This is a genomic window from Bacillus yunxiaonensis (genome assembly GCF_037104695.1).
Lineage (GTDB): Bacteria > Bacillota > Bacilli > Bacillales > Bacillaceae_G > Bacillus_A > Bacillus_A yunxiaonensis.
In genome coordinates this window covers 1118998-1144811 of sequence record NZ_JBAWSV010000001.1, presented here as the reverse complement: position 1 = coordinate 1144811, position 25814 = coordinate 1118998, and the positions used below count along the sequence as shown (strand labels likewise).

26 protein-coding genes are annotated in these 25814 nt (G+C 35.0%); 16 read left to right on the top strand and 10 right to left on the bottom strand.

Features of this window, described 5'->3' with window-relative positions; all coding sequences use genetic code 11:
- Window positions 1-211: 211 nt before the first annotated feature.
- Window positions 212-607, bottom strand: a complete 396-nt coding sequence (locus WAX78_RS05675; protein ID WP_336481277.1) for a hypothetical protein — start codon at window positions 605-607, stop codon at window positions 212-214.
- Window positions 608-1337: 730 nt separating this feature from the next.
- A complete protein-coding gene (locus WAX78_RS05670; protein ID WP_336481276.1) occupies window positions 1338-2687 on the bottom strand; it encodes an APC family permease in 1350 nt (449 codons plus the stop codon).
- Between the two features lie 510 nt (window positions 2688-3197).
- Here WAX78_RS05670 and ald point away from each other — a divergent pair.
- The 4 genes from ald to pepT all read left to right on the top strand — a co-directional run bounded on the left by ald (window position 3198) and on the right by pepT (window position 7740).
- Window positions 3198-4310 carry an alanine dehydrogenase gene (gene ald, locus WAX78_RS05665; protein WP_336481275.1) on the top strand — a complete coding sequence of 371 codons (1113 nt, stop codon included), beginning with the start codon at window positions 3198-3200 and terminating at the stop codon, window positions 4308-4310.
- Window positions 4307-5305 (top strand): bifunctional threonine ammonia-lyase/L-serine ammonia-lyase TdcB, encoded by a 999-nt coding sequence (gene tdcB / locus WAX78_RS05660; RefSeq protein ID WP_336481273.1) that lies wholly within the window; start codon window positions 4307-4309, stop codon window positions 5303-5305. Before ald ends, tdcB begins: the two co-directional genes overlap by 4 nt.
- A gap of 336 nt (window positions 5306-5641) precedes the next feature.
- The gene (locus tag WAX78_RS05655) at window positions 5642-6361 is read left to right on the top strand and encodes a YebC/PmpR family DNA-binding transcriptional regulator (RefSeq protein ID WP_336481272.1); all 720 of its coding nucleotides are present in this window, start codon (window positions 5642-5644) and stop codon (window positions 6359-6361) included.
- A gap of 146 nt (window positions 6362-6507) precedes the next feature.
- Window positions 6508-7740 (top strand): peptidase T, encoded by a 1233-nt coding sequence (pepT, locus tag WAX78_RS05650; protein WP_336481271.1) that lies wholly within the window; start codon window positions 6508-6510, stop codon window positions 7738-7740.
- 74 nt (window positions 7741-7814) lie between these two features.
- Here pepT and WAX78_RS05645 read toward each other — a convergent pair whose 3' ends face one another.
- Window positions 7815-8330 carry a methylated-DNA--[protein]-cysteine S-methyltransferase gene (locus WAX78_RS05645; RefSeq protein ID WP_336481270.1) on the bottom strand — a complete coding sequence of 172 codons (516 nt, stop codon included), beginning with the start codon at window positions 8328-8330 and terminating at the stop codon, window positions 7815-7817.
- 1 nt (window position 8331) lies between these two features.
- The gene (locus tag WAX78_RS05640; RefSeq protein WP_336481378.1) at window positions 8332-8886 is read right to left on the bottom strand and encodes a bifunctional transcriptional activator/DNA repair enzyme AdaA; all 555 of its coding nucleotides are present in this window, start codon (window positions 8884-8886) and stop codon (window positions 8332-8334) included.
- Between the two features lie 344 nt (window positions 8887-9230).
- Between WAX78_RS05640 and WAX78_RS05635 the strand changes: the two genes are divergently transcribed.
- From WAX78_RS05635 to WAX78_RS05625, 3 genes are all read left to right on the top strand, one after another.
- A complete protein-coding gene (locus WAX78_RS05635; protein WP_336481269.1) occupies window positions 9231-9536 on the top strand; it encodes a hypothetical protein in 306 nt (101 codons plus the stop codon).
- 375 nt (window positions 9537-9911) lie between these two features.
- Window positions 9912-10451 (top strand): DUF420 domain-containing protein, encoded by a 540-nt coding sequence (locus tag WAX78_RS05630; protein WP_336481268.1) that lies wholly within the window; start codon window positions 9912-9914, stop codon window positions 10449-10451.
- A gap of 115 nt (window positions 10452-10566) precedes the next feature.
- Window positions 10567-11730 carry an iron-containing alcohol dehydrogenase gene (locus tag WAX78_RS05625; RefSeq protein ID WP_336481267.1) on the top strand — a complete coding sequence of 388 codons (1164 nt, stop codon included), beginning with the start codon at window positions 10567-10569 and terminating at the stop codon, window positions 11728-11730.
- A 425-nt stretch (window positions 11731-12155) separates the two neighbouring features.
- Here the strand turns inward: WAX78_RS05625 and WAX78_RS05620 are convergent, their stop codons facing one another.
- A complete protein-coding gene (locus WAX78_RS05620) occupies window positions 12156-12398 on the bottom strand; it encodes a hypothetical protein (protein WP_336481266.1) in 243 nt (80 codons plus the stop codon).
- Between the two features lie 193 nt (window positions 12399-12591).
- On the opposite strand from WAX78_RS05620, the gene miaA reads away from it, so the two are divergent.
- Both miaA and hfq read left to right on the top strand, forming a co-directional pair.
- Window positions 12592-13542 (top strand): tRNA (adenosine(37)-N6)-dimethylallyltransferase MiaA, encoded by a 951-nt coding sequence (miaA, locus tag WAX78_RS05615; protein WP_336481265.1) that lies wholly within the window; start codon window positions 12592-12594, stop codon window positions 13540-13542.
- Window positions 13543-13567: 25 nt separating this feature from the next.
- Window positions 13568-13792, top strand: coding sequence for an RNA chaperone Hfq (gene hfq, locus WAX78_RS05610; protein WP_000813896.1), 225 nt, complete (start codon window positions 13568-13570; stop codon window positions 13790-13792).
- Between the two features lie 285 nt (window positions 13793-14077).
- On the opposite strand, the gene WAX78_RS05605 is transcribed toward hfq, so the two are convergent.
- Window positions 14078-15502, bottom strand: coding sequence for a collagen-like repeat preface domain-containing protein (locus tag WAX78_RS05605; protein WP_336481264.1), 1425 nt, complete (start codon window positions 15500-15502; stop codon window positions 14078-14080).
- 114 nt (window positions 15503-15616) lie between these two features.
- Window positions 15617-16579, bottom strand: coding sequence for a tyrosine-type recombinase/integrase (locus WAX78_RS05600; RefSeq protein WP_336481263.1), 963 nt, complete (start codon window positions 16577-16579; stop codon window positions 15617-15619).
- A 119-nt stretch (window positions 16580-16698) separates the two neighbouring features.
- Between WAX78_RS05600 and spoVK the strand changes: the two genes are divergently transcribed.
- A complete protein-coding gene (gene spoVK / locus WAX78_RS05595) occupies window positions 16699-17655 on the top strand; it encodes a stage V sporulation protein K (RefSeq protein ID WP_336481262.1) in 957 nt (318 codons plus the stop codon).
- A gap of 126 nt (window positions 17656-17781) precedes the next feature.
- Here spoVK and WAX78_RS05590 read toward each other — a convergent pair whose 3' ends face one another.
- The 3 genes from WAX78_RS05590 to WAX78_RS05580 all read right to left on the bottom strand — a co-directional run bounded on the left by WAX78_RS05590 (window position 17782) and on the right by WAX78_RS05580 (window position 18927).
- Window positions 17782-17916: a hypothetical protein gene (locus WAX78_RS05590; RefSeq protein WP_255258187.1), complete on the bottom strand. Its 135-nt coding sequence runs from the start codon at window positions 17914-17916 to the stop codon at window positions 17782-17784.
- A gap of 12 nt (window positions 17917-17928) precedes the next feature.
- Window positions 17929-18066 carry a hypothetical protein gene (locus WAX78_RS05585; RefSeq protein ID WP_336481261.1) on the bottom strand — a complete coding sequence of 46 codons (138 nt, stop codon included), beginning with the start codon at window positions 18064-18066 and terminating at the stop codon, window positions 17929-17931.
- A gap of 228 nt (window positions 18067-18294) precedes the next feature.
- Complete coding sequence (locus tag WAX78_RS05580) at window positions 18295-18927, bottom strand: trimeric intracellular cation channel family protein (protein WP_098311110.1); 633 nt, start codon at window positions 18925-18927, stop codon at window positions 18295-18297.
- Between the two features lie 91 nt (window positions 18928-19018).
- Here WAX78_RS05580 and hflX point away from each other — a divergent pair, with 91 nt between their 5' ends.
- The 6 genes from hflX (at window position 19019) to WAX78_RS05550 (ending at window position 25662) form a co-directional block, all read left to right on the top strand.
- Window positions 19019-20296, top strand: coding sequence for a GTPase HflX (hflX, locus tag WAX78_RS05575; RefSeq protein WP_336481377.1), 1278 nt, complete (start codon window positions 19019-19021; stop codon window positions 20294-20296).
- Window positions 20289-21560, top strand: coding sequence for a methionine gamma-lyase family protein (locus tag WAX78_RS05570; RefSeq protein WP_336481260.1), 1272 nt, complete (start codon window positions 20289-20291; stop codon window positions 21558-21560). The genes hflX and WAX78_RS05570 overlap by 8 nt, the downstream gene beginning before the upstream one ends.
- A gap of 173 nt (window positions 21561-21733) precedes the next feature.
- A complete protein-coding gene (locus tag WAX78_RS05565) occupies window positions 21734-22126 on the top strand; it encodes a MerR family transcriptional regulator (RefSeq protein ID WP_336481259.1) in 393 nt (130 codons plus the stop codon).
- A 48-nt stretch (window positions 22127-22174) separates the two neighbouring features.
- Window positions 22175-23509 carry a type I glutamate--ammonia ligase gene (glnA, locus tag WAX78_RS05560; RefSeq protein ID WP_336481258.1) on the top strand — a complete coding sequence of 445 codons (1335 nt, stop codon included), beginning with the start codon at window positions 22175-22177 and terminating at the stop codon, window positions 23507-23509.
- A gap of 786 nt (window positions 23510-24295) precedes the next feature.
- The gene (locus WAX78_RS05555; RefSeq protein WP_336481257.1) at window positions 24296-25051 is read left to right on the top strand and encodes a YveK family protein; all 756 of its coding nucleotides are present in this window, start codon (window positions 24296-24298) and stop codon (window positions 25049-25051) included.
- On the top strand, window positions 25000-25662 hold the full coding sequence (locus WAX78_RS05550) for a CpsD/CapB family tyrosine-protein kinase (protein ID WP_336481256.1): 663 nt from the start codon (window positions 25000-25002) through the stop codon (window positions 25660-25662). Before WAX78_RS05555 ends, WAX78_RS05550 begins: the two co-directional genes overlap by 52 nt.
- Window positions 25663-25814: the final 152 nt, after the last annotated feature.

The window sequence follows — 25814 nt, the reverse complement described above, 5'->3', positions numbered from 1 at the left end:
TGATAAGTAATTGAGCTAAGATTTATTTTGTGGCAATGATGATATTTAAAATAGTTGATTTAGCTGTACGAAAAAAATGTAATCCTAACACCCAATTAGTATTATCTCTATCTATATAAAATAAGCTGAATTTTCTATTTTAAGTAAAATTCAGCTATTATCTCAAACTGGAGTAGGGCACTACTGCCTAATTTAAGTTGTTTTATATGGTTCATATAAATCCCGAAATCTTTTTTTTCTTTTCGATTAATGTAACTTCTTCTGTTCTCACATATTTTTCGAATTTTTCTCCGACATGTGAGTGCATTCCAAATTCACGCCCTATTTTAGAATCAATGGAATATAGTAATACGGTTCCTTCTTCTTCATTTACCCTTATTATTTGAAATTCAATTCCTTTATACTGTGCAAATGGTACAACATCATATGCTGTTTCTAAATCGGTTGTTTTTACTTTTTTATAGTATAAATCTGAATTTAGTTTAAAAGGAAGAAACCCATTCTCGACATCTTGTTTATCTTTAGAAATTAATTTTAAGTGACCACCCATTTTAATAATTCTATATTCTTTCCCTTTGTAAATTGCATATTTGTTATGTCTACTCATTATTCATTCTACTCCTCTCTTTTTTAGGTCTAGCTAAGTTAAATATTTCTAAGGATTATTTTCTATTCGTGCACTGTTTATACAATGTTTAAGCATTCAGAACACTGTTATCTTTGAATGGATATTGATTTTCATATATAAATTAGTTTTTTAGTATTCAGAATCTCTATTGTTTATTTGAATTTCTATGAGGCTATTATGGAATGTAAAACTGAGATGAACCTGAATTGAAACTGAAAATTAGCTGAAAATGAAGTGGCGTATTTTGGGATTAAACTAAAATGTATTGAGGAGGGACTTTACAAACTTTCAGATTTCATTCAGACCAATTTAATATTTTTATAAGAATAAAAAATAAGATGTAGTGCATGTTTTGGTTCAAATATTAGCGATATCTGTCCTCATCAAATTAAAAAATTCTTTGTTCTCTAAACGAAAAAACGAACTAGATTCTTATAGGTAACCGAAACAGGAGTAAACTCATAATTTAGAGGTATTTTAAAATGTTAAGTTGATGGGTATCGGATAACGTGTCATTATCATGGAATGATAGCTATATTAAATAGGAGTTTATATTATTTGCATAGGTGGGGGATTTTTTATAAAAAAAATTAACTGTATATACAAAAAAGAAACGTGTATTAGATCCATCATCTATTTAGAGTAAGAATCTAATACACGTCTGCACTATAAGAAACAATTGATATAATAGTGAACGATTGAGTTATTACTAATTATTATTTTTAATTTGAACATGTTTATTCCGCATTGCAAAGTAAATAGGAAGACCTAAAGCAGTTAAGCCGATACCACATAATGCTAGCAACGTTTGTGTGAAAAGTGTATTAATAACGATAAATGATCCGCCTATAATAGATATCATTGGTATAATAGGGTATAGAGGTACTTTGTAAGGACGCACAAGTTCCGGTTCTCTTTTACGTAAAATGAATACTGCTACAAAAGTCATTGTGTAGAATATCCATATAACAAATACTAACATATCTGTTAAAGTATTGAATCCACCGATAACCATCATTATAATAGAAACAAATAAGATAAATAATCCAGAATTATAAGGGATTCGACTATTTTTAGATAATGTCGCAAACCATTTACTAAAAGGTAGTTTGTTTTCTAATGCCATTGCATAAGGGATACGCATTCCTGTCATGATATATCCATTGATTGTTCCAAATACGGAAATTAAAATACCGATTGTAACTAATTTTCCTCCCATTGCTCCAAACAGAATTGTCGCTACTTCAGATGCAGGTGTATCAGTTCCTGCAAGTGCTGTTGCAGACATAACCATAAGGAAAGCAATATTAATAAGTAAGTAAACAACCATAACAGTAGATAATCCGATTACGATTGCTTTAGGTAAATCTTTTTTAGGATTTTTCATTTCTCCAGCGATATTTCCTACATGAATCCATCCATCATAAGCAAACATTGTTGCAAGTAAGCCAGATCCAAGTGCAGATATAAGTGATTTACCTGGTCCTGCTTCAACTGGAAATAGTTGTAGAGTTACGTCACCTTTGTGGAATAATCCAAAAATAATAAGTAATGCTAAAGGCAGTAGTTTACATATAGTCGAGACAGTTTGAATTCCTCCGGCTGCTTTCGCGCCTAAGAAGTTCATCAAGGTTACGAATGTTGCGGTAACAACAGCAATTCCAATAATCATCATTTTATGTTCATTTGCATTTAATCCAAATAAACTAACTGCTTGTGTTCCAAAAATAATAGCAAGTGCTGCAATATTAGCTGGGAAGTAAATGACTGTTTGTGCCCAGCCTAGTAGGAAAGCAGTTAAGTTTCCATAAGTACGCTTTAAATATGCCATCATTCCACCAGTTTCAGGAATAGCTGCCGATAATTCAGCAGCAGTTAAACCTGCGCAAACAGTTAGTATTCCACCTATTACCCATGCAAGTAATCCTAAACTCGCTGTTCCGGTTGCACCGTATAAGGCAGTAGGCTTAAAAAATACACCTGCCCCAATAACGGTACCAATAACAGTGGTTAATGCTGCAAAGAAGCCGATTTCTTTTTTTAGTTGTTCTTGTGACATAATAATCACTCCTGTTTGGAAAAATACATGCAGTCTCTGATGAATTCATTTTTATTTCAATTTTAAATAGTATATCCTCTCATTTTTTTAATAGTGCTTTATATTGATAAAATTTAATTTTATTTGTGATATAATTCACAAGTTTGCGGAAAATACTATAAAGTATTTCTACGTTCGTATGTGAAAAAAATCACAAAAGTAAGTAAAAAAATAAAATTGCATTTCATTTGAATTCATAAGAGATGTTACTCGTGACAAAGTCTAGCACAAGCTGAAAACGGATTCAATGCTTATTTGAATGAAAAAAAGTTATTTCGAAATAAATAAAAACATTTTGTGAACTATTTCACAAAATGTTGACTCATCATTTTTCTGAGTGCTATCTTGTAGGTGTAAACAGGCGATTCAGACAAATGAGGAAATATAGAAACGTTTAATATATTCCGCAATTTTATTTGGATCGTATAACAAATAATGTAATGAATATTACATTTAAAAGGATGTGTCAACATGAAAATAGGCGTAGTTAAAGAGATTAAAAAAGGTGAAGCACGTGTTGGGATGACACCAGAAAATGCCCAGAAATTAATTAAAGCTGGACATGAAGTTTTAGTAGAAAAAGATGCTGGTGTGGGATCAGGTTATACAAATGAAGAATATACGAATGCAGGTGCTACTTTAGTAAATCAAGAGCAAGCTTGGGATGTTGATATGGTAGTAAAAGTAAAAGAACCTTTAGCGGAAGAATATAAATATTTTAAGAAAGATTTAATTGTTTGGGGATTTTTACATCTAGCAGCTTCAAAAGAGTGTGTTGAAGCGATGACAAAAGCGGGAACAACCGCTATTGCTGGAGAAACAATTAGTGAAAATGGAGTTTTAACGTTATTAAAACCGATGAGTGCAATTGCTGGGCGCCGGGCAGTATTTATGGGAGCTTATTATTTAGAAAAACAACATCAAGGAGAAGGTATTTTATTATCAGGAATAGATGGTATTCCCGCTGGTAATGTTGTCATTTTGGGCGGCGGCAATGCGGCAATTAATGCTTGTGATATGGCTGTTGGAATTGGTTGCCATGTAACGATTTTAGAGTTAAACAAAACACAAATTACTTATTTACAAGAAAAATATGCAAATGCTCCAGTTGAAATTATGGAATCTAATACTGAAAACTTAGAGAAAACAATTAAAAATGCAGACCTATTCATTTCAACCATTTTAATTCCGGGTTCTAGACCACCAAAAATTGTGAAAGAGTATATGGTTCAGTCTATGAAACCAGGAAGTGTTATCGTTGATATTGCAATCGATCAAGGCGGGACGGTTGAAACGATTGATCACTATACAACACATAATGATCCTATATTTATTAAGCATGATGTCATCCATTATGCTGTACCAAATATGCCTGGAGCGACACCGCGTACTTCTACTATGGCGTTAGCGAATGGAAACATCGATTATTTATTAGCGATTGCTAACGATGGTTTAGAAGAGACTCTACAAAATAAACCGGCATTAGTACACGGTATCAATATTTATAAAGGAACCATTACCTATGAAAATTTAGGAACAACGTTAGGATTAGATTATAAACAATTGAAAGAGGTGTTAGTATGATTACTGAAACCTTGCCACTAAACATTGTTGATATAAAAAAAGCCAAACAAGTTCTTGATAGAAATGCTCGCAAAACACCGCTTGTTAAATCGTTTTATTTAACAAGCAAAACAGGCGGGGAGATATACTTAAAATTAGAAAATATGCAATTAACAGGATCGTTTAAATTTCGCGGGGCATTTAATAAAATTTCTAATTTAACAGATGAGGAAAAAGCTCGCGGAGTTATTGCTTGTTCAGCTGGAAACCATGCACAAGGTGTTGCATTATCTTCACATTTACTTGGAATTAAAAGTAAAATTGTGATGCCAACTTCTGCTCCAAAAGCAAAAGTTGAAGCAACGAAAGGATATGGTTCAGAAGTTATTTTATATGGTGATACGTTTGATGATGCAAAAGCAAAATGTGAAGAAATTATAAAAGAAACGGGAGAAACATATTTACATCCATATGATGATGTAGAAGTAATGGCAGGTCAAGGAACAATTGGCTTAGACATTCTTGATGATATGTGGGATGTTGATACAGTACTTGTACCGATTGGCGGTGGTGGAATTATTGCTGGAATCGCGGTAGCACTTAAATCCTTTAATCCGTCTATCAACATTATTGGCGTCCAAGCTGATAATGTACATGGAATGAAAGCCTCGTATGATAAAGGTGAAATCGTAGAGCATTATGAAGCACCTACTATCGCTGATGGATGCGCAGTAAAAATTCCAGGAACTTTAACTTTTGAAATTGTGAAAGAGTTAGTAGATGACATTGTAACTGTATCAGAAGATGAATTAGAAGTAGCTATGAAAGATTTATTACAACGTGGAAAAGCTGTTGTAGAAGGCGCAGGAGCATTAGCGACAGCTGCTCTTCTTGCAGGTAAAGTTGATCCATATATAAAAGGGAAAAAAGTAGCAGCAATTATTTCTGGTGGAAATGTTGATTTAACTCGTATTTCTAGTGTATGTGAGCATTTCTTTGGGAATGAAGTAAAATAAAAAATGAAACTAAGCGATAGACTTATAGAATAGAAGAAGAGCTAAGAGAGAACCTCTTAGCTCTTCTTCGTAAAAGGGGGCACCAATAGTAATTGTAATAGTTCAATATTTTTACAATAACGGATGAGAACTATTTGTCTTTTTTTGATTATTAAACTTGTAATGAGGTATAATACAATATGGTAAATAAATACGACTTCTTCAATGCATATTGTTTGTCGGTAATGTGAAAAATAACGAACTTTTTATATTTAGTTTGAAAAAGTGTTGAAGAAGTAGCATATTTCATATTACTATTTTTATGTAGATTCAAAGCTGAAAGAGAGTGAAAGAAGTATGGGCCGTAAATGGAATAATATCAAAGACAAGAAAGCGTCAAAAGATGCAAATACAAGCCGTATCTATGCGAAATTTGGACGTGAAATTTATGTAGCAGCAAAACAAGGGGAGCCAGATCCAGAATCTAACCAGACTTTAAGAGTTGTACTTGAGCGTGCAAAAACGTATAGCGTACCAAAAACAATTATTGACCGTGCAATTGAAAAAGCAAAAGGTGGTTCAGAAGAAAGCTATGACGAACTTCGTTATGAAGGCTTCGGACCAAATGGATCAATGGTAATTGTAGATACATTAACAAATAACGTAAATCGTACTGCAGCAGATGTACGTGCTGCATTTAGTAAGAACGCTGGTAACATGGGCGTAAACGGATCTGTAGCATATATGTTTGATGCAACAGCTGTAATTGGTCTTGAAGGTAAAACAGCAGATGAAGCACTTGAAATCTTAATGGAAGCAGATGTAGATGTGCGTGATATTTTAGAAGAAGAGGAATCTGTTATCGTTTATGCGGAGCCAGACCAGTTTCATGCAGTGCAAGAGGCATTCAAAAATGCTGGTATAACTGAATTTACAGTTGCAGAACTAACAATGCTTGCACAAAGTGAAGTAACACTTCCAGAAGATGCACAAGTGAAATTTGAAAAAATGATTGATGCATTAGAAGATTTAGAAGATGTTCAACAAGTGTACCACAATGTTGATTTAGGTGAATAATATAGGAAAGCAGACCTTTGTTTTATAACAAAGGTCTGCTTTTTTGATTGTTCATTGAAATGTAAAAGATAAAGTCAAAAGAAATAAAAAAATTTGTAATAAAGGCTTATAATAAATAAAGATGGATAAAAAAGGAGTGTAGTAGAATGAAACAGGAAATTATAGAGCGCTTTACAAGATATGTTCAGGTGGATACACAATCTGATGCAGAAAGCCATACTGTACCATCAACACCTGGCCAAATTGAGTTTGCAAAACAACTAGTAGAAGAGCTGAAGTCGATTGGATTACCAGAAGTAACGATGGATGAGAATGGCTACGTAATGGCAACGCTTCCTGCTAATACGGACAAGCAGGTTCCTGTAATCGGTTTTTTAGCTCATTTAGATACAGCTACAGATTTTACAGGGAAAAATGTTAAGCCACAAATTCATGAAAATTTTGATGGTAAGGCAATTACGTTAAATAAGGAACTTGGTGTTGTTTTAACACCAGAATTATTCCCAGAGCTTCCATCTTATAAAGGGCATACATTAATTACAACTGATGGAACAACACTTCTTGGTGCAGATGACAAAGCGGGAATTACAGAGATTATGACGGCAATGAATTATTTATTACATAACCCACAAATTAAACACGGGAAAATTAGAGTGGCATTTACGCCTGATGAAGAGATTGGTCGTGGTCCATCTCACTTTGATGTGGAGGCTTTCGGAGCTGCATTTGCTTATACAATGGATGGAGGTCCACTAGGTGGATTAGAATATGAAAGCTTTAACGCTGCTGGTGCTAAGCTAATTTTTAAAGGGAATAGCACTCATCCTGGTACAGCTAAAAATAAAATGGTCAATGCAACGAAATTGGCAATGGAATTCCATGGACAACTACCAGTAGAAGAAGCGCCAGAGCATACAGAGGGATATGAAGGCTTCTACCATCTTATTTCTCTAAATGGTGATGTTGAGCGAAGCCAATCTAACTATATTATTCGTGATTTTGACCGCGCTCATTTTAATATTAGAAAAGAGAATATAACAGCTATTACAAAACAGATGCAAGAGAAGTATGGTGAGGAAAATATCATTCTTGAGATGAATGATCAGTATTACAATATGCTTGAAAAAATTGAACCAGTGAAGGAAATTGTTGATATTGCTTATGAAGCAATGAAAAATCTAGATATCGAGCCGAATATTCAACCAATTCGCGGTGGAACTGACGGCTCCCAATTGTCATATATGGGCCTGCCGACACCAAATATTTTTACAGGCGGAGAAAATTACCACGGTAAATTTGAATATATTTCTGTAGATAATATGGAAAAAGCTGTTCAAGTTATTATCGAAATCGCACGATTATTTGAAGAGAAAGCTTAAAAGAAATAAACCCGGATAGTAATGCTTCTATTCGGGTTTATTTTTCATATAATCTAGGTGTTCTATTGATATTTTTATTGTTTTTCAAGCGTTAGCAGTTGCTTCTTCATTTCTAAGCCACCTCTAAATCCAGTTAATTTTCCATTTTTTCCAATGACGCGGTGACAAGGAATTACAATTAAAACGGGATTAGTTCCGATTGCGGTACCTACTGCACGTACTGACTTTGGTTTTTGGATTAACTCTGCAATATTTGAATATGAATAAGTTTGTCCATAAGGAATGTCACATAATGCATTCCAAACTGTTAATTGGAATGGTGTTCCGGTGATATGAACAGGACATGAAAAAGTCGTACGTTGTCTTTTCAAATACTCTATTAATTCATCAACATATGGTTGTAATTTTTGTTCATTTTGTACCAAGGTATATTGCGGTAATCGTTTTTTAGCCCAATTTGATAATCCTTCAAAAGCTTGATTTTTGGATCCTACATAACATAGTCCTTTGGATGTAGCAGCAATATACATACTCCATTTTTCGTAAGTGAATAATGTCCAATAGATTGTTTGATTTGTTTTTGATGCCATTTTATCTTACCTCTTTTGTGCGATTCATTTTTCGATAATCTGTAGGAGTATATCCTGTTTTCTTTTTAAATAGGGTTGTAAAATGTGCGGTATTCGGTATACCTACAGCCAAACTAATTTCCATAATTGTATGATTCGTATTAGTAAGGTATTGCATAGCTATGGAAATACGTGTTTGTTGTATATATTCAATTGGGGCTATTCCTTTAATCCTCTTAAATGTGCGCTGTAAATGATAAGGGCTACCGTGACACATATTTGCTAGTCTTGCAAGCGTTAATGTTTCGGAGTAATGGTTATCAATGTATTCCGTAATTTGCTCTATCCAGTCTTCTTCAGGTAATTTTAGGCCATTTGGCTTACATCGTTTACAAGGGCGAAATTTTTCTGAGAGAGCTTGTTGTGCATTGAGAAAGATTCGTACATTGTTTCTATTAGGAGTTCGAGATTTACATGACGGGCGGCAAAAAATACCTGTTGTTTTTACAGCGTAATAAAATGTATCATCATACGATGAATCATTGTGTACAATTGCTTGCCATCTTTCATCTGTCATAAAATCTTGATACTTAGGTGTTTCTTTTTTGATCTTTTCATGGCGTGTTGGTCTTTCGCTTTTCATATAACCACCTCTGAAATCAGTATATCCTGAATAGAGTGCGTATGTACGGATTTATGAATGTAAGAGCAAGATTACAAAGATGAAAATATAAAATTTTATGTGATGAGGGAAGTAAAGGAAATGAAGGAAATGAATTTCTATATTGGCTAAGTTGAGATCAAGCAATAAGGGGAATGCCATTATATGTAATCCCTATTGTCATAGTGAATATAAAATATTTTTCTTGACTTTTTATACGAACACGAGGAAAATAGGGAAAAAGGAAGGGAGGGGTAACGTTGGAGGAATATGTGCTAGATGTATATAATTTTTTGAGTACAACTGATTGGGAAGATATCATTTCAATCGTAAGTATTTTATTGTGTATTCAATTCGTGTTTTTATATGCGCAAATGAATGGCGCTGAGTTTTCTTTAACGTCCCCATCCGACGTACAAGGGAAAATATCGTTAAAGCAGACAAATATAAAACATGTATATTTCCCTTTAAACATTATTTTCTTTATCCGTTATATTACTGCTGTTGTAAAGAAAAAAGAAGGAGACGACCACTGTAATCCGATTTGTCATTTAGATTTTAAATAAATGATACAAGGAGGAGATTCGTATGTGGATTCGTTTCTTATTAATTGGATTCTTTTCATTAACAGCAATGTCTCTTATAACTTTTCAATTAGCTGAGATTTTTCAAGCGTATACTGATATGTTTTTAAATAAAAACTAAAATGGACGTTACAGTTTGAAATATTTAATGTGAAACGGTACAATCCTTCTTAAGTGGTAAAAAACTTAAGGAGGATTTTCTATTTTTATCCCGCTATTCGTGGGCAGTAAGCACCCCGCTGATGAAAGTTTCACTTTATATAATTATTTCAAACATTTGTCACATTTACACTGTTGATAATATGTTAAAATAATGAAGCTACTATATACTTTAAGAAGAATGAGGGAGTGAACAATTTGACTGATCGTTCTGTTAAACAGAAGAGCTATGCTCCTGTTGTAATAACGCTTTCTGTGGTCGTCAATGCAATTATTTTGTTCTTATTTTTTGGACCGGTTGGTTACAAAGGAGAAGTACATTTTGATGTAAAAATTTTGCCGATGTTAAATGCGATTTTTAATAGTTTTACATTTGTGTTTTTAATCGCAGCATTGTTTTCAATTATTAAAAAGAATGTGAATCTACATAGGGGATTTATTCTTGCAGCATTTACAACTACATTGTTATTTTGTGTTTCGTATTTAACGTATCATTATTTAGCACCAGCAACGCACTTTGGCGGAGAAGGAATCATTAAATATGTATATTTCTTTATTTTAATTACACATATTTTCCTTGCCGCTATTATTGTACCGCTTGCATTATTTTCTTTAGTATTCGGATTTACAAACCAACTGACTCGTCATCGTAAAATTGTACGTTGGACAATGCCAATTTGGTTATATGTAAGTCTTTCAGGTGTTATTGTATACTTAATGATTTCACCTTATTATTAAAAAGAGTCTCAGTTTTAGCTGAGATTCTTTTTTTGTGTAAGCAAATATTTTTGTGAAAAGCTAAATATATGATATATAAAAGTATAGTTACTTTTAGTTAGGAAGGATGAAAAGTATGCAAAACTTCGTGTTTCGTAATCCAACAAAACTTATTTTTGGAAAAGGTCAATTAGAGCAATTGAAAACAGAGGTGCCACAGTATGGGAAAAAAGTTTTACTCGTATATGGCGGCGGAAGTATTAAACAAAATGGAATTTATGATAATGTGATGTCTACGTTAAAAGAAATTGACGCAGAAATTTTTGAGTTAAGTGGTGTGGAACCTAACCCGCGTTTATCCACAGTAAATAAAGGTATTCAAATTTGTAAAGAAAATGATGTCGAGTTTATATTAGCTGTAGGTGGTGGCAGTGTAATAGACTGTACAAAAGCTGTTGCGGCTGGCAGCAAATACGATGGAAATGCGTGGGATCTCGTTACGAAAAAAGTTATTGCAAAAGAAGCATTGCCTTTTGGAACAGTGTTAACTCTTGCGGCAACAGGTTCTGAAATGAATGCAGGTTCTGTTATTACAAATTGGGAAACAAACGAAAAGTATGGCTGGGGTAGTCCAGTAACATTCCCGCAATTTTCTATTTTAGATCCGAATCATACAGTATCTGTACCGCGCAACCAAACAATTTACGGGATTGTTGACATTATGTCGCACGTACTCGAGCAATATTTCCATCAAGGCACGAATACAATGCTGCAAGATCGCTATTGTGAGTCTATTTTACAAACGGTTATTGAGACAGCTCCGAAGCTGCTACATGATTTAGAAAGTTATGAGCACCGTGAAACGATTTTATATTGCGGTACAATGGCGTTAAATGGTATTTTAGCGATGGGTGTACGCGGAGACTGGGCAACGCATAATATTGAGCATGCTGTTTCGGCGGTGTATGATATTCCGCATGGCGGTGGCTTAGCAATTTTATTCCCAAATTGGATGAAACATGTTTTACATGAAAATGTAGATCGTTTTAAACAATTTGCGATTCGAGTATTTCATGTTCAGGCAGAAGGTAAAACTGATGTTAAAATAGCATTAGAAGGTATTGAAGCATTGCGTCAATTTTGGACATCTATTGGAGCGCCATCTCGCTTAGCTGATTACGAGATTGGTGAAGACCAAATTGATATTATGGCAGAAAAAGCAATGGTATATGGTGAATTTGGGCAATTTAAAAAGCTAAATAAACAAGATGTTTTAGATATTTATCAAGCATCATTATAAACAAATAAAAAACACTTCTTTATTGAAGTGTTTTTTATTTGTTAATTTTCCCACCAACATATATTTGCATTGGTAGAAAGAACGCCAGCAACTATTAAGGAAGCGCTTATTGTAATAGAGATAGCCTTATATGGAAACAATTTCTTCAGTTCGTTTTCTTAAATATGCAAAGGTTGTTGTGAAGGGAGAAGGAACTGGAAAGGTTATTGTTTATTTACAAGGACAAATGTTAGTGTAATATTTAAATATCAATGAAAATTCGCTATAAAATGAAAGACTGATGATAAAACGGAAATTAGTGAAGAGAAGTCAATATTATTATAAATTATGTTTATAAAGCAGCAGAAGGGGGAGGATGAACCTGAAACCTCTAAAAAAAACAGTTATAGCCGAACTTGTTAAACAATTTAAAGCAGAGAAATGATTTAGAATGGATATATCGTTCGCCCTGTCACGATGTTATATGCGGAGCAAAATTGTGTTTGTGTATATTCGGTTGTTTTAGCATCTGTCTCATCACTTACAAGCATCGTATGAAACGAACGCAGTAAACAATTTAGTGCGAAGTATAATTCTTCCTGAGAGCAATTTTTTTCTTTTGTTGCTGTTGCTAAAATTAAATCCTCTAGTAACGAGCAAAAATCAATAGTAGCTTGTCCAACTTTCATAGTATCATCTCCGTTTTCATTTTTAACATGTATATGAAGTGGTTGGACAAAACATGCAAAATAGATTATATTTTTAACGAATACATGTAATTTCAATTACCGTAATAAGATAACTTGCATTTTGACTATTAAAATTGGTAAGATTGGGTATAATAATCAGATGGATAACTTTACATAAAGAGAGTTGAAGTATATGGGAGAAGAAAAACGGGACGAAGTTATTGTTATTATTGGGCCAACAGCAGTTGGAAAGACAAAGCTTAGTATTGAACTGGCAAAAGCGTTAAATGGAGAAATTATTAGTGGCGATTCAATGCAAATCTATCGTAATATGGATATAGGTACGGCGAAAGTTACAGAAGAAGAAATGGATGGAATCCCGCATTATATGATTGATATAAAAAATCCAGAAGATTCATTTTCCGTTGCGGAGTTTCAAGAACTTGTGCGCGGTCATATAGCAGATATTACAAAACGTGGTAAACTTCCTATTATTGTTGGCGGAACAGGCTTATATATACAATCGGTGTTATATGATTACCAGTTTTCTGACGAGCCGGGAGATCCTGTGTATCGTAAACAGTTAGAGCAACAGGCGGAGGAATATGGTGTAGAGTATGTACATAGGAAGTTAGAAGAGGTTGATTCGATAAGTGCAAAGCGAATTCATCCAAACAATGTAAGACGTGTCATTCGTGCTTTAGAAATTTTTCATACAACAGGGCAGACGATGAGCGATCAATTAGAACAACAGGAAAATGAGTTGCTATATGATGTTGCTTTAATTGGTTTAACGATGGATCGAGGTTTATTATATAGTCGCATTAATTTACGTGTAGATATTATGATGGAGCAAGGTTTATTAGCTGAAGTTGAACGTTTGTATGAAGATGGAGTTCGTGATTGTCAGTCTATTCAAGCCATTGGTTACAAAGAATTGTATGAGCATTTTGAAGGGAAAACATCGTTAGAAGAAGCCGTGACGGCTTTGAAAACAAATTCACGCCGCTACGCCAAAAGGCAGTTAACTTGGTTCCGTAATAAAATGGATGTTAATTGGTTTGACGTTACAAGTGGTGAAAAAACCATAGAAATTTTAGAGTACATAGAAGGAAAGCTACAACTTAAGTCGAATAATAAGTAAGTAGAGAAAAAGAGGAGGATTCGACATGAAGCAATCAATCAATATTCAAGATCAATTTTTAAACCAACTCCGTAAAGAGAATACGTTTGTCACGCTGTACTTATTAAATGGTTTCCAACTTCGTGGTCTAATTAAAGGCTTCGATAATTTTACTGTACTGTTGGAAACGGAAGGTAAGCAACAGCTTATTTATAAACATGCTATTTCTACATTTGTTCCGCAAAAGAACGTTTCAATCGAATTAGAATAGTACAGAATTGTACATAGCAAAAAGAGCGAATCATTCGCTCTTTTTTTATGCTCAAAATATATAGGGATCTTAATGGAAAATCTTTTAATGGATATATAAGCTAAAAAGTTTAGCTATTGTGCCATCTATTTCAATGATTAGAAATGGATTTTTTGATTGGAATTTTATCCCGTTATCCGTGGGCAGTGAGCCCCTACCTTAAGATTGAAAGAGAAGCGAAGAAGATAGGTGAAGGATACCTGCGGGATTTGCACCATCAGTAGGGTGTGAAGATGCTGGCTTTTATTACACCGTTTGATGGCGAGGAGCTATATCTGATTGTTCGAGAAAATCTGGTTGAACTGCAAGCTCCGGTTGTTCAAGAATATCTGATTGAGCAAGAGTTTCAGGTTGATCAAGAAAGTCTGGTTGAACTGCAAGCTCCGGTTGTTCAAGAATATCTGATTGAGCAAGAGTTTCAGGTTGATCAAGAAAATCTGGTTGAACTGCAAGCTCCGGTTGTTCAAGAATATCTGATTGAGCAAGAGTTTCAGGTTGATCAAGAAAATCTGGTTGAACAAAAAGCCCTAGTAGTTCGAGAAGAGCTTGTTGAACTAGAGGTTCTGATGGGTCAAGAAGAGCCTGTTGCTCGAAAAGCTCCGGTTGTTCGAGAACATCTGATTGAATTAGAGGCTCTGAATGCTCGAGAAGCTCTGTTTGTTCGAGAATATCTGATTGAAGTAGAGGTTCAGGTTGCTCGAGAACATCCGATTGAATTAGAGGTTCTGAATGCTCGAGAAGCTCCGGTTGTTCGAGAACATCCGATTGAATTAGAGGTTCTGAATGCTCGGAAAGCTCCGGTTGTTCGAGAACATCCGATTGAATTAGAGGTTCTGAATGCTCGAGAAGCTCTGTTTGTTCGAGAATATCTGATTGAACTGGAGGTTCTGAATGCTCGGAAAGCTCCGGCTGTTCGAGAACATCCGATTGAATTAGAGGTTCTGAATGCTCGAGAAGCTCTGTTTGTTCGAGAATATCTGATTGAACTGGAGGCTCTGAATGCTCGAGAAGCTCTGTTTGTTCGAGAATATCTGATTGAATTAGAGGTTCAGGTTGCTCGAGAACATCTGATTGGACTAGAGGTTCTGGATGCTCGAAAAGCTTAGGGTGTTCGAGAATATCTGATTGAACTAGAGATTCTGAATGTTCGAGAAATTCAGGTTGCTCGGGAAGAACCTGTTTACTTTGAAATTGGCCATTCATTCCGATTGGCGTAATTTGTAGTAAAGTTACTTGTAATTCCTCTGTTTGCTCAATGATATTTTCGAATTCATGATGATTCATCATGGATAATTTTGTAATATGCAGTGAAAAGTTGAGTAAATTTTGTAATTCAATATATACTGTATTTGCTACAAAAGGTTTCTCGTTTAAAATAGTAATTAAATTTTCGACAATCGCAATGCCAGTTTCTTGCTGTGTAAGTGTTAAGCTTAAATGTTTCAGACCCCCCTTTATTGTTTTTAAGGTGTTTATAAGTTTTTTCGTGTTATATTGTGATGGGTTTGAAAATGCGGATGGAATTATATCAGTTAAGTCACTTAATGCTTTTGAAAAAAGGGTGCCGTACGATTCTCGATTAGGGGTATAATGAACAGCTGGAAGTCGGCGAGGTTGCTTTGGAAAATAAGGTTTTGAGATTTTTTTCTGATTATCTTTAAAATTAGACATTGAAAGTCTCCTTCCTGATAGGGATAGTTAAAAACCTATCATAGTAGATGCAAGTAGTATATAAAATGGGATAGGAGAACGAGCCGTTTCTATGAAAAATAACAAAAACGCCTATTATGAGGCGTTTTCTTTTTGTTTTGCATAGTTATAATATCTTTTTAATGAAATCTTTGATTTAAAACCAATTCGTTTTATAATTTCTTGTTCTGGAACATGGTTTTGGATGAGGCGTAAAATAAATGTATTTCTTAAATGTTGACCAGAAATTCCTTTTCGCAGCCCGGCGCGTGCAACTTCAAGCCGAATCATTTTTTGTACAGCGATTTCCGTTAATGCTTTTGGGGCGTCATTTTCGTATACCCAGCGAAATGTATTTCGGTTAAAATCAAAAGCTATAAATAAAGGGTCTGTGCTATGGTATCTCGGACGTACTGGCTCGGGGATTTTCTTGTAGTAATGATATAGCTTTTTTTTATCTTCTTCTGTTAATGTAATAATTCGTTCTATTCCAGATACAGCGGGAATAGATAATGTATTATTTTCAAAATGAACGTGGTGCATATTTAGTGAAACGAGCTCTTGTAACGATAAACCGTAATCAAGCAAAATCATTATAATACATACGTTTCGATCCATGAGTAACGGACGTACAGGACGTTGTTTATCTGAAAGTCCTTCTAAAGAAGTTAAAATATGTTTTAAACGCTGTTCCTCTTGTGTTGAAATGAAGTCTTCATCTCGCAATGCTCGATCTGGCTGTATAACAAGTTCCATATCTTTTAGTGGGCTAGGTAGGTTTAAAAAATAGTACAATCGATTTAACACGATTAAAACACGGTGCATTGTTTTTTCGGAGTAATGACGCTTCATTTTTAAGTCTGAAAAATAATCTTCATAGTCTTTTGTACAAAGAGTCCGCCATATATTATTAGAAGAAATTTTTTTGTTCTTTTGTAACCAATGAACAAAATCTTCAATGTCATAGACGTATCGCTTAATAGTTGAAGGCTTCCGTCCCTTGTTGATTAAATACGCAGAGAAAGCTTGTACTGTATCATCAAGTTCTTTTGTTGTCATAATCCCACCACCCTAGTTTTCTTACATTATACCAAAAATTTTCAGAAAAAGTTTATTTCTTGGGAAAGCGCAAATTTTGACAATAATCGTCAATGGAATGATAAAGGTGAGGTGATTGTATGGAACAGTCGATGCGAAAGAAGAATAATAATCAAATTAACATTGTGCTAAATCACCGAAAGAAAACTTCTGTTTCTTCGCCAGAACAAAAACCAAATCTTTCAAATGAAACTGTTACAAAACATGAAATGTTGCAACGGATTGAAGAAGAAATGAGCAAGCTTGTTGGAATGCAGGAAATTAAAAAAATTATAAAGGAAATTTATGCATGGATTTATGTAAATAAAAAACGGCAAGAAATGGGGCTGAAATCAGAGAAGCAAGTCCTTCATATGTTGTTTAAAGGTAACCCAGGAACAGGGAAAACAACAGTTGCTAGAATGATTGGGAAATTATTGTTTGAAATGAATGTTCTATCGAAAGGGCATTTAGTTGAAGCGGAACGAGCTGACTTAGTTGGTGAATATATTGGGCATACTGCACAAAAAACACGTGATCTTATTCGGAAAGCAATGGGGGGAATTTTGTTTATTGATGAAGCTTATTCGCTTGCGCGTGGCGGCGAAAAAGATTTTGGAAAAGAAGCAATTGACACGCTTGTTAAACATATGGAAGATAAGCAGCACGCTTTTGTACTTATTTTAGCAGGGTACTCACGTGAGATGAACCATTTTCTGTCACTAAATCCAGGGCTACAATCTCGCTTTCCTTTCATTATTGAGTTTTCTGATTACACGGTCAATCAATTATTAGAAATCGGAAAACGTATGTATGATGAACGGGAGTATCAATTATCAAAAGAGGCAGAGTGGAATCTTCGTGAGCATTTAAATGCGGTAAAATATTCATCGCAAATTACTTCTTTTAGCAACGGACGTTATGTTCGTAATATTGTGGAAAAATCCATTCGTACACAAGCGATGAGATTACTTCAGGAAGAAGCGTATGATAAATACGATTTGCTTACAATTTCAAGTAGTGATTTAACGCTTGAAGAAGAAGGGCACGGTTTATAAGATGAAACTTCCATCAGTGGGGGCTTCATCCCCACTGATGGAAAGCTCTCACCAATCGGGCTTTTACTGCCCGTTAATGCGGGATAAATTGTTTAAAATAAAACACGAGGCGTAATGCTTCGTGTTTTATTTTGTATTCTTTGTTTTTGCGCGTTGTTCTAATTTACTTTTTGGACTTTGATCTGCTACATCTGATGCGATTCCTTGTGGATTAACGCTACTGTGTTGTCCTCGGTTGCTTTTGTTATTTCCTTTTGCCATCCAATATCACTCCTATTCTTCTTTGGCCTTTTGTTGGTATGCTCTATGATATTTTCCCATTTTTTTGCTTTTTTCGTGAGCGGAATTTAAATCGTGTCCAAATTGATCTACGGAGCTTCTTTGTGCACCTTTATTTACGTGTTTTGTCACTTATCTCACCTCTCTTTAAGAAATAGTATTTACGGATAAGTACAAAAAACATGCAATAAAGTACAACTTCTATTAGTGGTATTTTTTTGTCTCTATGGATGGTCAGCACTGTTAATTAAGATTTCACATATGGTTAGGGCGAAGTGAAATAGAAAAGCCCTTTACAGAAGTAAAGGGTTGATTTGTTATTTATGCCGTTATTCGTTGGTAGTAAGACTACTTCGCTGATTAAAGTTTCACTTTATCATTGAAATGTTCTATCTTTTCTACACTGCGATGTGGCAGATGCCATTTGTAATGAATAGAAATCATACGGAAACATACGATAAGAACGAATAAAACATATAAAGCCCAGTCACTCGTAACAATTTTAGCTCCAATTAAAAATCCAGCTAAAATCGTCCAAAATGCATAAACTTCAGCTCGCAGTACAAGTGGTTTACGACGTGCCAATAAATCACGGATAATACCGCCGCCAATTCCTGTTAAAACAGCTGCGACAATCGTTGCGCTAATTGGTAAGTTTAGTTTTTGTGCATATAATGCCCCTTGAATTGCAAAAGCAGATAAACCGATTGCATCGGTAATGTTTTCCCAGCGTTTCCAATGTTTGATAAGTTTGTTCGGGAATAAAAATATAATAGTCATTGACAAGATTGCAATTTCAAATAACATATCTTGTTTCCAAAACGCATCAATTGGATAACCGATTAATAAATTACGCAGTGCTCCTCCCCCGAATGCAGTTGCCATTCCTAAAATATAAACCCCGAAAATATCGTATTCTTCTTCCATCGCGATGATTGCTCCGCTTAAAGCAAATGCAATTGTACCAATGATGCTAAATAAATCCCATGCCATGAAATTCTCCCTCACTAACTAGATGAAATGTTCTTACTCTGCTATTATATTAGAAGGTTTAATTTTCGAAAAGGATGAGTGAGCATATTTGATAGAAGAAAAAGAAAAAGTGATAATAGTTGGTTGTCAATTGCCGCCAGATGATGATGAACGTTTTGAACAATCGATGGAAGAATTAGCATCATTAGCGAAAACGGCACAAGCGGAAGTGTTGGTTTCAACAGTGCAAAAGCGTTCTAAGTTTCATCCGGCAACGTATGTTGGGAAGGGAAAGTTAGAAGAGCTTTCTCTACTTGCAGAAGAACTAGAACCAGATGTTATCATTTTTAATAATGAATTAACACCAAGTCAAATTCGAAATTTATCAGCACAGTTAGACGCGAGAGTCATTGATCGTACACAGCTTATATTAGATATTTTTGCTCAGCGCGCGAAATCAAGAGAAGGTAAATTACAAGTAGAACTTGCGCAGCTTCAATATGCATTGCCTCGTCTTGTAGGACAAGGGCAAGCCTTATCTCGTCTTGGTGGTGGTATTGGTACTAGAGGCCCGGGGGAAACGAAGTTAGAAACGGATCGTCGTCATATTCGCTCTCGTATCGATGAAATTAAAAGGCAGCTTTCTGGTGTGGTAGAGCACCGCAAGAGATATCGTGAACGTCGTAAAGAAAATCAGGTTTTTCAAGTTTCTTTAGTCGGATACACAAATGCTGGTAAATCTACGTTATTTAACAGGTTAACGGCGGCTGATACATTTGAAGAAGATTTACTGTTTGCAACACTTGATCCGACGACGCGTAAAATGCAGTTGCCGTGTGGATATACAGTGTTATTAACAGATACAGTTGGATTTATTCAAGACTTACCAACATCGCTAGTGGCGGCATTTCGTTCTACGTTAGAGGAAGTGAATGAAGCGGATGTTATTTTGCATGTTATCGATTCAGCTGATCCAAATTACATTGGGCATGAGGAGACAGTGAAAAAATTACTGCAAGATCTTGAGTTTGACCACATTCCAATGATTACAGTGTACAATAAAAAAGATAAGTTACATCCGAACTTCATCCCATTCCCAAAGAATGATTTTATTATGACGAGTGCTTTTGATGCGGCGGATTTAGAGAAATTAAAAAAAGTTGTAGAAATAGAAATGATGAAGCGGATGGATTCATATGAATTAATGATTCCGGTAAGCGAAGGTAGATTGTTGACGCTTTTAAGAACAGAAACAGTATTAACAGAAATGACGTTTCAAGAAGAGAAGCAAGCATACGAATGTACAGGGTATATTTTTGCTCATTCTCCGCTAAACGGACAAATCAATAGATATTCAGCAAGAAAAGGAGAAGAGAAAGAAGATGTTTAATCGATTGAAGAATGGGGAAAAGATTGCTCCAATTGTAAAAGAAGTTGAAATGCAAATTACAGACATACATAAACGGATTGATCAAGTAATTGAAAGTAATCAATTTCGTGTGTTAGAAAGTTTTCGTAGTCATAAAATTAGTGATTCACACTTTATTCCGACAACAGGGTACGGCTATGATGATATCGGTCGTGATACGTTAGAAAAAGTGTATGCTGATGTGTTTGGAGCGGAAGCAGGTCTTGTACGGCCGCAAATTATTTCTGGAACTCATGCAATCTCTACAGCGTTATTTGGAATTTTACGCCCTGGTAACGAATTATTATATATAACTGGGAAGCCGTATGATACGTTAGAAGAAATTGTTGGTGTTCGCGGGAAAGGTGTTGGCTCATTTAAAGAGTATAACATTGGTTACCAGGCAGTTGCTTTAACGGAAGAGGGACGTGTTGATTTTACTGCAGTGCAAGCGGCGATTCATGAAAATACAAAAATGATTGGTATTCAACGTTCAAAGGGATATGCAACTCGTCCGTCATTTACAATTGCCGAAATTAAAGAAATGATTGCATTTGTAAAAGAAATTAAGCCGGATGTCGTTGTGTTCGTGGACAACTGTTACGGAGAATTTGTAGAAGAACTTGAACCATGTCATGTCGGTGCAGATTTAATGGCGGGTTCACTTATTAAAAATCCAGGTGGCGGCATCGTGAAAACGGGCGGTTACATTGTTGGGAAAGAACAATATGTAGAAGCATGTGCATATCGTTTAACATCTCCAGGTATCGGAGCAGAAGCTGGTGCATCTTTATATAGTTTGCAAGAGATGTATCAAGGGTTTTTCTTAGCGCCACATGTTGCTGGTCAAGCGTTAAAAGGTGCGATCTTTACAGCGGCCTTTTTAGAAAAGCTTGGTATGAATACATCGCCAACTTGGAATGCACCGCGAACAGATTTAATACAATCTGTTCAATTTGATGATAAAGAACGCATGATTGCATTTTGCCAAGCGATTCAATATGCATCACCAATTAATTCGCATTTTACGCCGTATCCGAATTATATGCCAGGATATGAGGATGATGTGATTATGGCTGCAGGTACATTTATTCAAGGTGCGAGTATTGAATTATCAGCAGATGGTCCGATTCGTCCGCCTTATGTTGCGTATGTGCAGGGTGGTTTAACATATTCGCATGTGAAGATTGCGATTTGTTCTGCTATTGATGCGCTTATTGAAAAAAATCTATTAGTAATTTCTTAAATGAAAGCTGCCAGTTTTGGTAGCTTTTTTTGTATATAAGTAGGTAATTGAGACATTTTAATTAAGAGTAAAAAAATTTTTAAAAAAATCATGTAAGAAAAGCTAACATGTGTTGACATGATACATAACATGATATAAAATGAGAATCAAGTTAAGGCGAAGGAGGAACTGAAATGACACAACATGATCGACGTTCTGCCCCGCTGTTTCCAATAAGTATAGTTATGGATTTAACTCAATTATCTGCGCGTCAAATTCGTTACTATGAAGAACATAAATTGATTTCCCCAACCCGTACAAAAGGAAATCGTAGATTATTTTCATTTAACGATGTAGATAAATTGTTAGAGATTAAAGATTTGTTAGATCAAGGTTTAAACATGGCTGGTATTAAGCAAGTACTACAAATGAAGGAAAATCAATCAGAAGTAATACAAGTAAGAGAAGAAGTGAAAGAAATTTCGAAATCTGAGCTTCGTAAAATTCTTCGAGATGAACTGCAACATACAGGCAGATTTAATCGAACGTCTTTACGACAAGGTGATATTTCAAGGTTTTTTCATTAATGATTGATAATTTTGAACATGTTTAGAGGGACTAAGGAGGAATTTAAAATGGCAAAGTACACAAAAGAAGATATTTTCCGCTTGGCGAAAGAAGAGAATGTAAAGTATATCCGTCTACAATTTACGGATCTTTTAGGAAGTATTAAAAACGTAGAAATTCCAGTTAGTCAGTTAACAAAAGCTCTAGATAACAAAATGATGTTTGACGGATCTTCTATTGAAGGATTTGTTCGTATTGAAGAATCTGACATGTACTTATTTCCAGACCTAGATACATGGGTAGTATTCCCATGGACTGCTGAAAAAGGAAAAGTAGCGCGACTAATTTGTGACATTTACAATGCAGATGGTACACCGTTTGATGGTGATCCACGTAATAATTTAAAACGTATGTTAAAAGAAATGGAAGCACTAGGCTTCACTGATTTCAATCTTGGACCAGAGCCAGAGTTCTTCTTATTTAAAGTTGATGAAAAAGGAAATCCAACATTAGAATTAAATGATAACGGTGGATACTTCGATCTTGCGCCAATGGACTTAGGTGAAAACTGCCGTCGTGATATCGTTCTTGAACTTGAAGAAATGGGATTTGAAATCGAAGCATCTCACCATGAAGTTGCACCAGGACAACACGAAATTGACTTCAAATATGCAAGTGCAATTAAAGCGTGTGACGATATCCAAACATTTAAACTTGTTGTAAAAACAATTGCGCGTAAACACGGTCTGCACGCAACATTCATGCCAAAACCGCTATTTGGTGTAAACGGCTCTGGTATGCACTGTAACTTATCACTATTCAAAGGTAATGAGAACGTATTCTATGATCAAAACGGTGATTTACAATTAAGTGACGATGCTCGTCACTTCATCGCAGGTATTTTGAAACATGCATCAAGCTTTACAGCGGTAACAAACCCAACTGTAAACTCTTATAAACGTTTAGTACCTGGATATGAAGCGCCTTGTTACGTAGCATGGTCTGCGCAAAACCGTAGCCCATTAATCCGTATCCCTGCATCTCGCGGCGTAAGTACACGTGTAGAAGTACGTAGCGTTGATCCAGCTGCAAACCCATACTTAGCAATGGCTGTATTATTAGCAGCAGGTCTTGATGGAATTAAAAATAAACTAGCGGTACCACCTGCAGTAGATCGCAATATTTATGTGATGACACCAGAAGAACGTGAACAAGCAGGTATCATTGACTTACCAGCTACATTAGCACAAGCATTAAATGAATTAAAATCAAATGAAATTATTTGCGGTGCATTAGGTGATCATTTACTTGAGCATTTCATCGAAGCAAAAGAAATTGAGTGGGATATGTTCCGCACACAAGTTCACCAATGGGAACGCGATCAATATATGACTCTTTATTAAGAGCTTCAAACCCTTGACACATAACGTGTTGAGGGTTTTTGTTTTATAATTGGCCTAGTCAAAAGTAAAAAGATTACTTGGGGCATCTTCATCGTAAATTGTCTATTATAAACCCTACGTCGTAGTACAATTTAAACCGTAATTAAAGACCTTGAATTTATATCTAAGTTAGAAAATATTTATTTAATAGAAAGAGTAAATTTTATTAGCTCCATAATGGATAAGTTTTGATGATTAATCATATTTATCCTGTAAGATCACGCCTCAAAATTCTGAGAAAACAAAACAGATAGGTAGTGGATAATTACCTGTAAGAGCCTGAATGATGAGAACTTTTCCTGAGTCGGGATGAAAACAATCTCCTACTGACGGAAGTTTTACTTTATATTTGCTAATTTAATGTTTTTAAAAACTTTACAAAAAATCCATATTTGTAGAAGATAAATACAGAGGATTATTAGAAGAATTAGGTAGAAAATAAAGTTTCTCAACTTTTTGTAAAAAACAGAGGGATAACGAAAGCGAAAATGATATATTATGAGGAGAAAAGAAAGAATTTGCAGAATAATTTATATTGACTTGTTCTGTATAAAGAACTAAAATCTATTTTAAATAGAACATATTGTGTTTCATTCGATGAAGTGATGTTCTTGTGTAAGAAAAGTTTTTCAACATTTTTCTAAAATATCTGAATAAAATCGATTTTACAGAGTATATTAGATTGGATATTCTAAAATCTATAAGTAGTGCTTAGTATATTTATAAAAAAATTTGTGGGGGGAAACTATGGAGAAGGAAATAAATCTTAAAAATTTATTTGCTGTTATAAGAAGACGACTATGGATCATGGTTGTACTTACACTCACCATTACATTGGTAGGAGCAGCTTATAGTATTTTCTTAAAAACCCCATTATACGCATCTTCTGCAAAAATACTCATTCCAGCAAATAATGACGCTATGAATACGCTTAAAGTAATGATAAATGAACAGGTTGTGATGGAGAAAGTAGCTGCGGAATTGAATGCGGAATTGAACATTAACAGATCAGCAAGCGCGTTGAGTGGACAAATAAGTACTGAAAGTGTCCAAAGTTCGCAAATAGTGAAAATTACTGTGGTGGATACGGACCCCAAACTTGCAGCTAAAATCGCGAATACTACAGCAGCTGTTTATAAGCAAGAGGTTGCAAGTATATTAAACTTTAATGATGTTAGAATTTTATCGAAAGCGACAGCAACGAAATACCCTGTACCAATAAACATTAATCATACTAAAACGATAATGATTGCCTTCTTTGTTGGTTTGGTATTAAGTATCGGATTCATCTTTTTACTAGATTCTTTGGATGATAGGATTAAATCGGAGCGAGCTATCGAAAAATTATTAGATAGCCCTACTTTAGGAAGTATTTCTAAAATGAATAAGAAAAACATAGTAGACAAATATAGCAAAAAAGGATCTGTATCCTTATTAAGGGGGGGCAAGAATTGGTTTACAAAAGCAGAAGAAAAAGAGACAAAATCAAGGAAGAAAGCCTAGTTACTTATGCTGCGCCCAATTCCAAAATTGCTGAAGATTATCGTACGATTCGTACGAATCTTCAGTTTTCATCTGTTACCAATAAGGATAAGACCATCGTTATTACCTCTCCAAGATTTGGCGAAGGAAAATCAACTATTACGGCTAACCTTGCTGTGTCCATAGCTCAACAAGGTGAAAAAGTATTGGTAATTGATGCTGATTTACGGAAGCCAACAATACATAAAATATTCCAGCTTGAAAACACGACTGGACTGACAAATGTTTTGAGTGGCAAAACAACAATAGAAGGGGCTGTAGTGCAAACGGGAATTGGAAGGCTCTGTGTGCTAACAAGCGGTCCAGTGCCTTTTAATCCAGCTGAGCTGCTTAGTTCAGCAGCAATGGAGACTTTAATTCAAAAAGCAATAGAGCAATATGACATCATATTATTTGACTCTCCGCCAATTTTAGAAGTAACAGATACCAGCATTTTAGCTGACCGGTGTGACGGGGTAGTATTAGTAATAGGATATAATCATACTGTGAATGAGGATGCAGTGGAATCTAAAAGAATATTAGGCTTCGCAAGAGGAAAATTAGTGGGGACTATTTTAAACAATAAGGTATAAGGATTATTTCGGACTATTGTGTTCTTTATAAAGAACATAGATGTTATTTATAAAAGGAATGTGGTAATGTCTCCTTACCAGTATCAATGGAGGCACTCGATCATGCTGTGGGTTGGATAAACCTTAGATGCTAGTCATCAAGAGTGTGATGT

What these genes read in the sequence shown, in the direction of transcription:
- WAX78_RS05605 (WP_336481264.1), bottom strand. Translation starts at nt 15,502, where the DNA reads ATGTCTAATTTTAAAGATAATCAGAAAAAAATCTCAAAACCTTATTTT.
- hfq (WP_000813896.1), top strand. Translation starts at nt 13,568, where the DNA reads ATGAAGCAATCAATCAATATTCAAGATCAATTTTTAAACCAACTCCGT.
- tdcB (WP_336481273.1), top strand. Translation starts at nt 4,307, where the DNA reads ATGATTACTGAAACCTTGCCACTAAACATTGTTGATATAAAAAAAGCC.
- WAX78_RS05645 (WP_336481270.1), bottom strand. Translation starts at nt 8,330, where the DNA reads ATGGCATCAAAAACAAATCAAACAATCTATTGGACATTATTCACTTAC.
- WAX78_RS05675 (WP_336481277.1), bottom strand. Translation starts at nt 607, where the DNA reads ATGAGTAGACATAACAAATATGCAATTTACAAAGGGAAAGAATATAGA.
- WAX78_RS05655 (WP_336481272.1), top strand. Translation starts at nt 5,642, where the DNA reads ATGGGCCGTAAATGGAATAATATCAAAGACAAGAAAGCGTCAAAAGAT.
- glnA (WP_336481258.1), top strand. Translation starts at nt 22,175, where the DNA reads ATGGCAAAGTACACAAAAGAAGATATTTTCCGCTTGGCGAAAGAAGAG.
- WAX78_RS05620 (WP_336481266.1), bottom strand. Translation starts at nt 12,398, where the DNA reads ATGAAAGTTGGACAAGCTACTATTGATTTTTGCTCGTTACTAGAGGAT.
- miaA (WP_336481265.1), top strand. Translation starts at nt 12,592, where the DNA reads ATGGGAGAAGAAAAACGGGACGAAGTTATTGTTATTATTGGGCCAACA.
- ald (WP_336481275.1), top strand. Translation starts at nt 3,198, where the DNA reads ATGAAAATAGGCGTAGTTAAAGAGATTAAAAAAGGTGAAGCACGTGTT.
- WAX78_RS05555 (WP_336481257.1), top strand. Translation starts at nt 24,296, where the DNA reads ATGGAGAAGGAAATAAATCTTAAAAATTTATTTGCTGTTATAAGAAGA.
- WAX78_RS05580 (WP_098311110.1), bottom strand. Translation starts at nt 18,927, where the DNA reads ATGGCATGGGATTTATTTAGCATCATTGGTACAATTGCATTTGCTTTA.
- WAX78_RS05600 (WP_336481263.1), bottom strand. Translation starts at nt 16,579, where the DNA reads ATGACAACAAAAGAACTTGATGATACAGTACAAGCTTTCTCTGCGTAT.
- WAX78_RS05565 (WP_336481259.1), top strand. Translation starts at nt 21,734, where the DNA reads ATGACACAACATGATCGACGTTCTGCCCCGCTGTTTCCAATAAGTATA.
- spoVK (WP_336481262.1), top strand. Translation starts at nt 16,699, where the DNA reads ATGGAACAGTCGATGCGAAAGAAGAATAATAATCAAATTAACATTGTG.
- WAX78_RS05670 (WP_336481276.1), bottom strand. Translation starts at nt 2,687, where the DNA reads ATGTCACAAGAACAACTAAAAAAAGAAATCGGCTTCTTTGCAGCATTA.
- WAX78_RS05570 (WP_336481260.1), top strand. Translation starts at nt 20,289, where the DNA reads ATGTTTAATCGATTGAAGAATGGGGAAAAGATTGCTCCAATTGTAAAA.
- WAX78_RS05625 (WP_336481267.1), top strand. Translation starts at nt 10,567, where the DNA reads ATGCAAAACTTCGTGTTTCGTAATCCAACAAAACTTATTTTTGGAAAA.
- WAX78_RS05590 (WP_255258187.1), bottom strand. Translation starts at nt 17,916, where the DNA reads ATGGCAAAAGGAAATAACAAAAGCAACCGAGGACAACACAGTAGCGTT.
- pepT (WP_336481271.1), top strand. Translation starts at nt 6,508, where the DNA reads ATGAAACAGGAAATTATAGAGCGCTTTACAAGATATGTTCAGGTGGAT.
- WAX78_RS05640 (WP_336481378.1), bottom strand. Translation starts at nt 8,886, where the DNA reads ATGACAGATGAAAGATGGCAAGCAATTGTACACAATGATTCATCGTAT.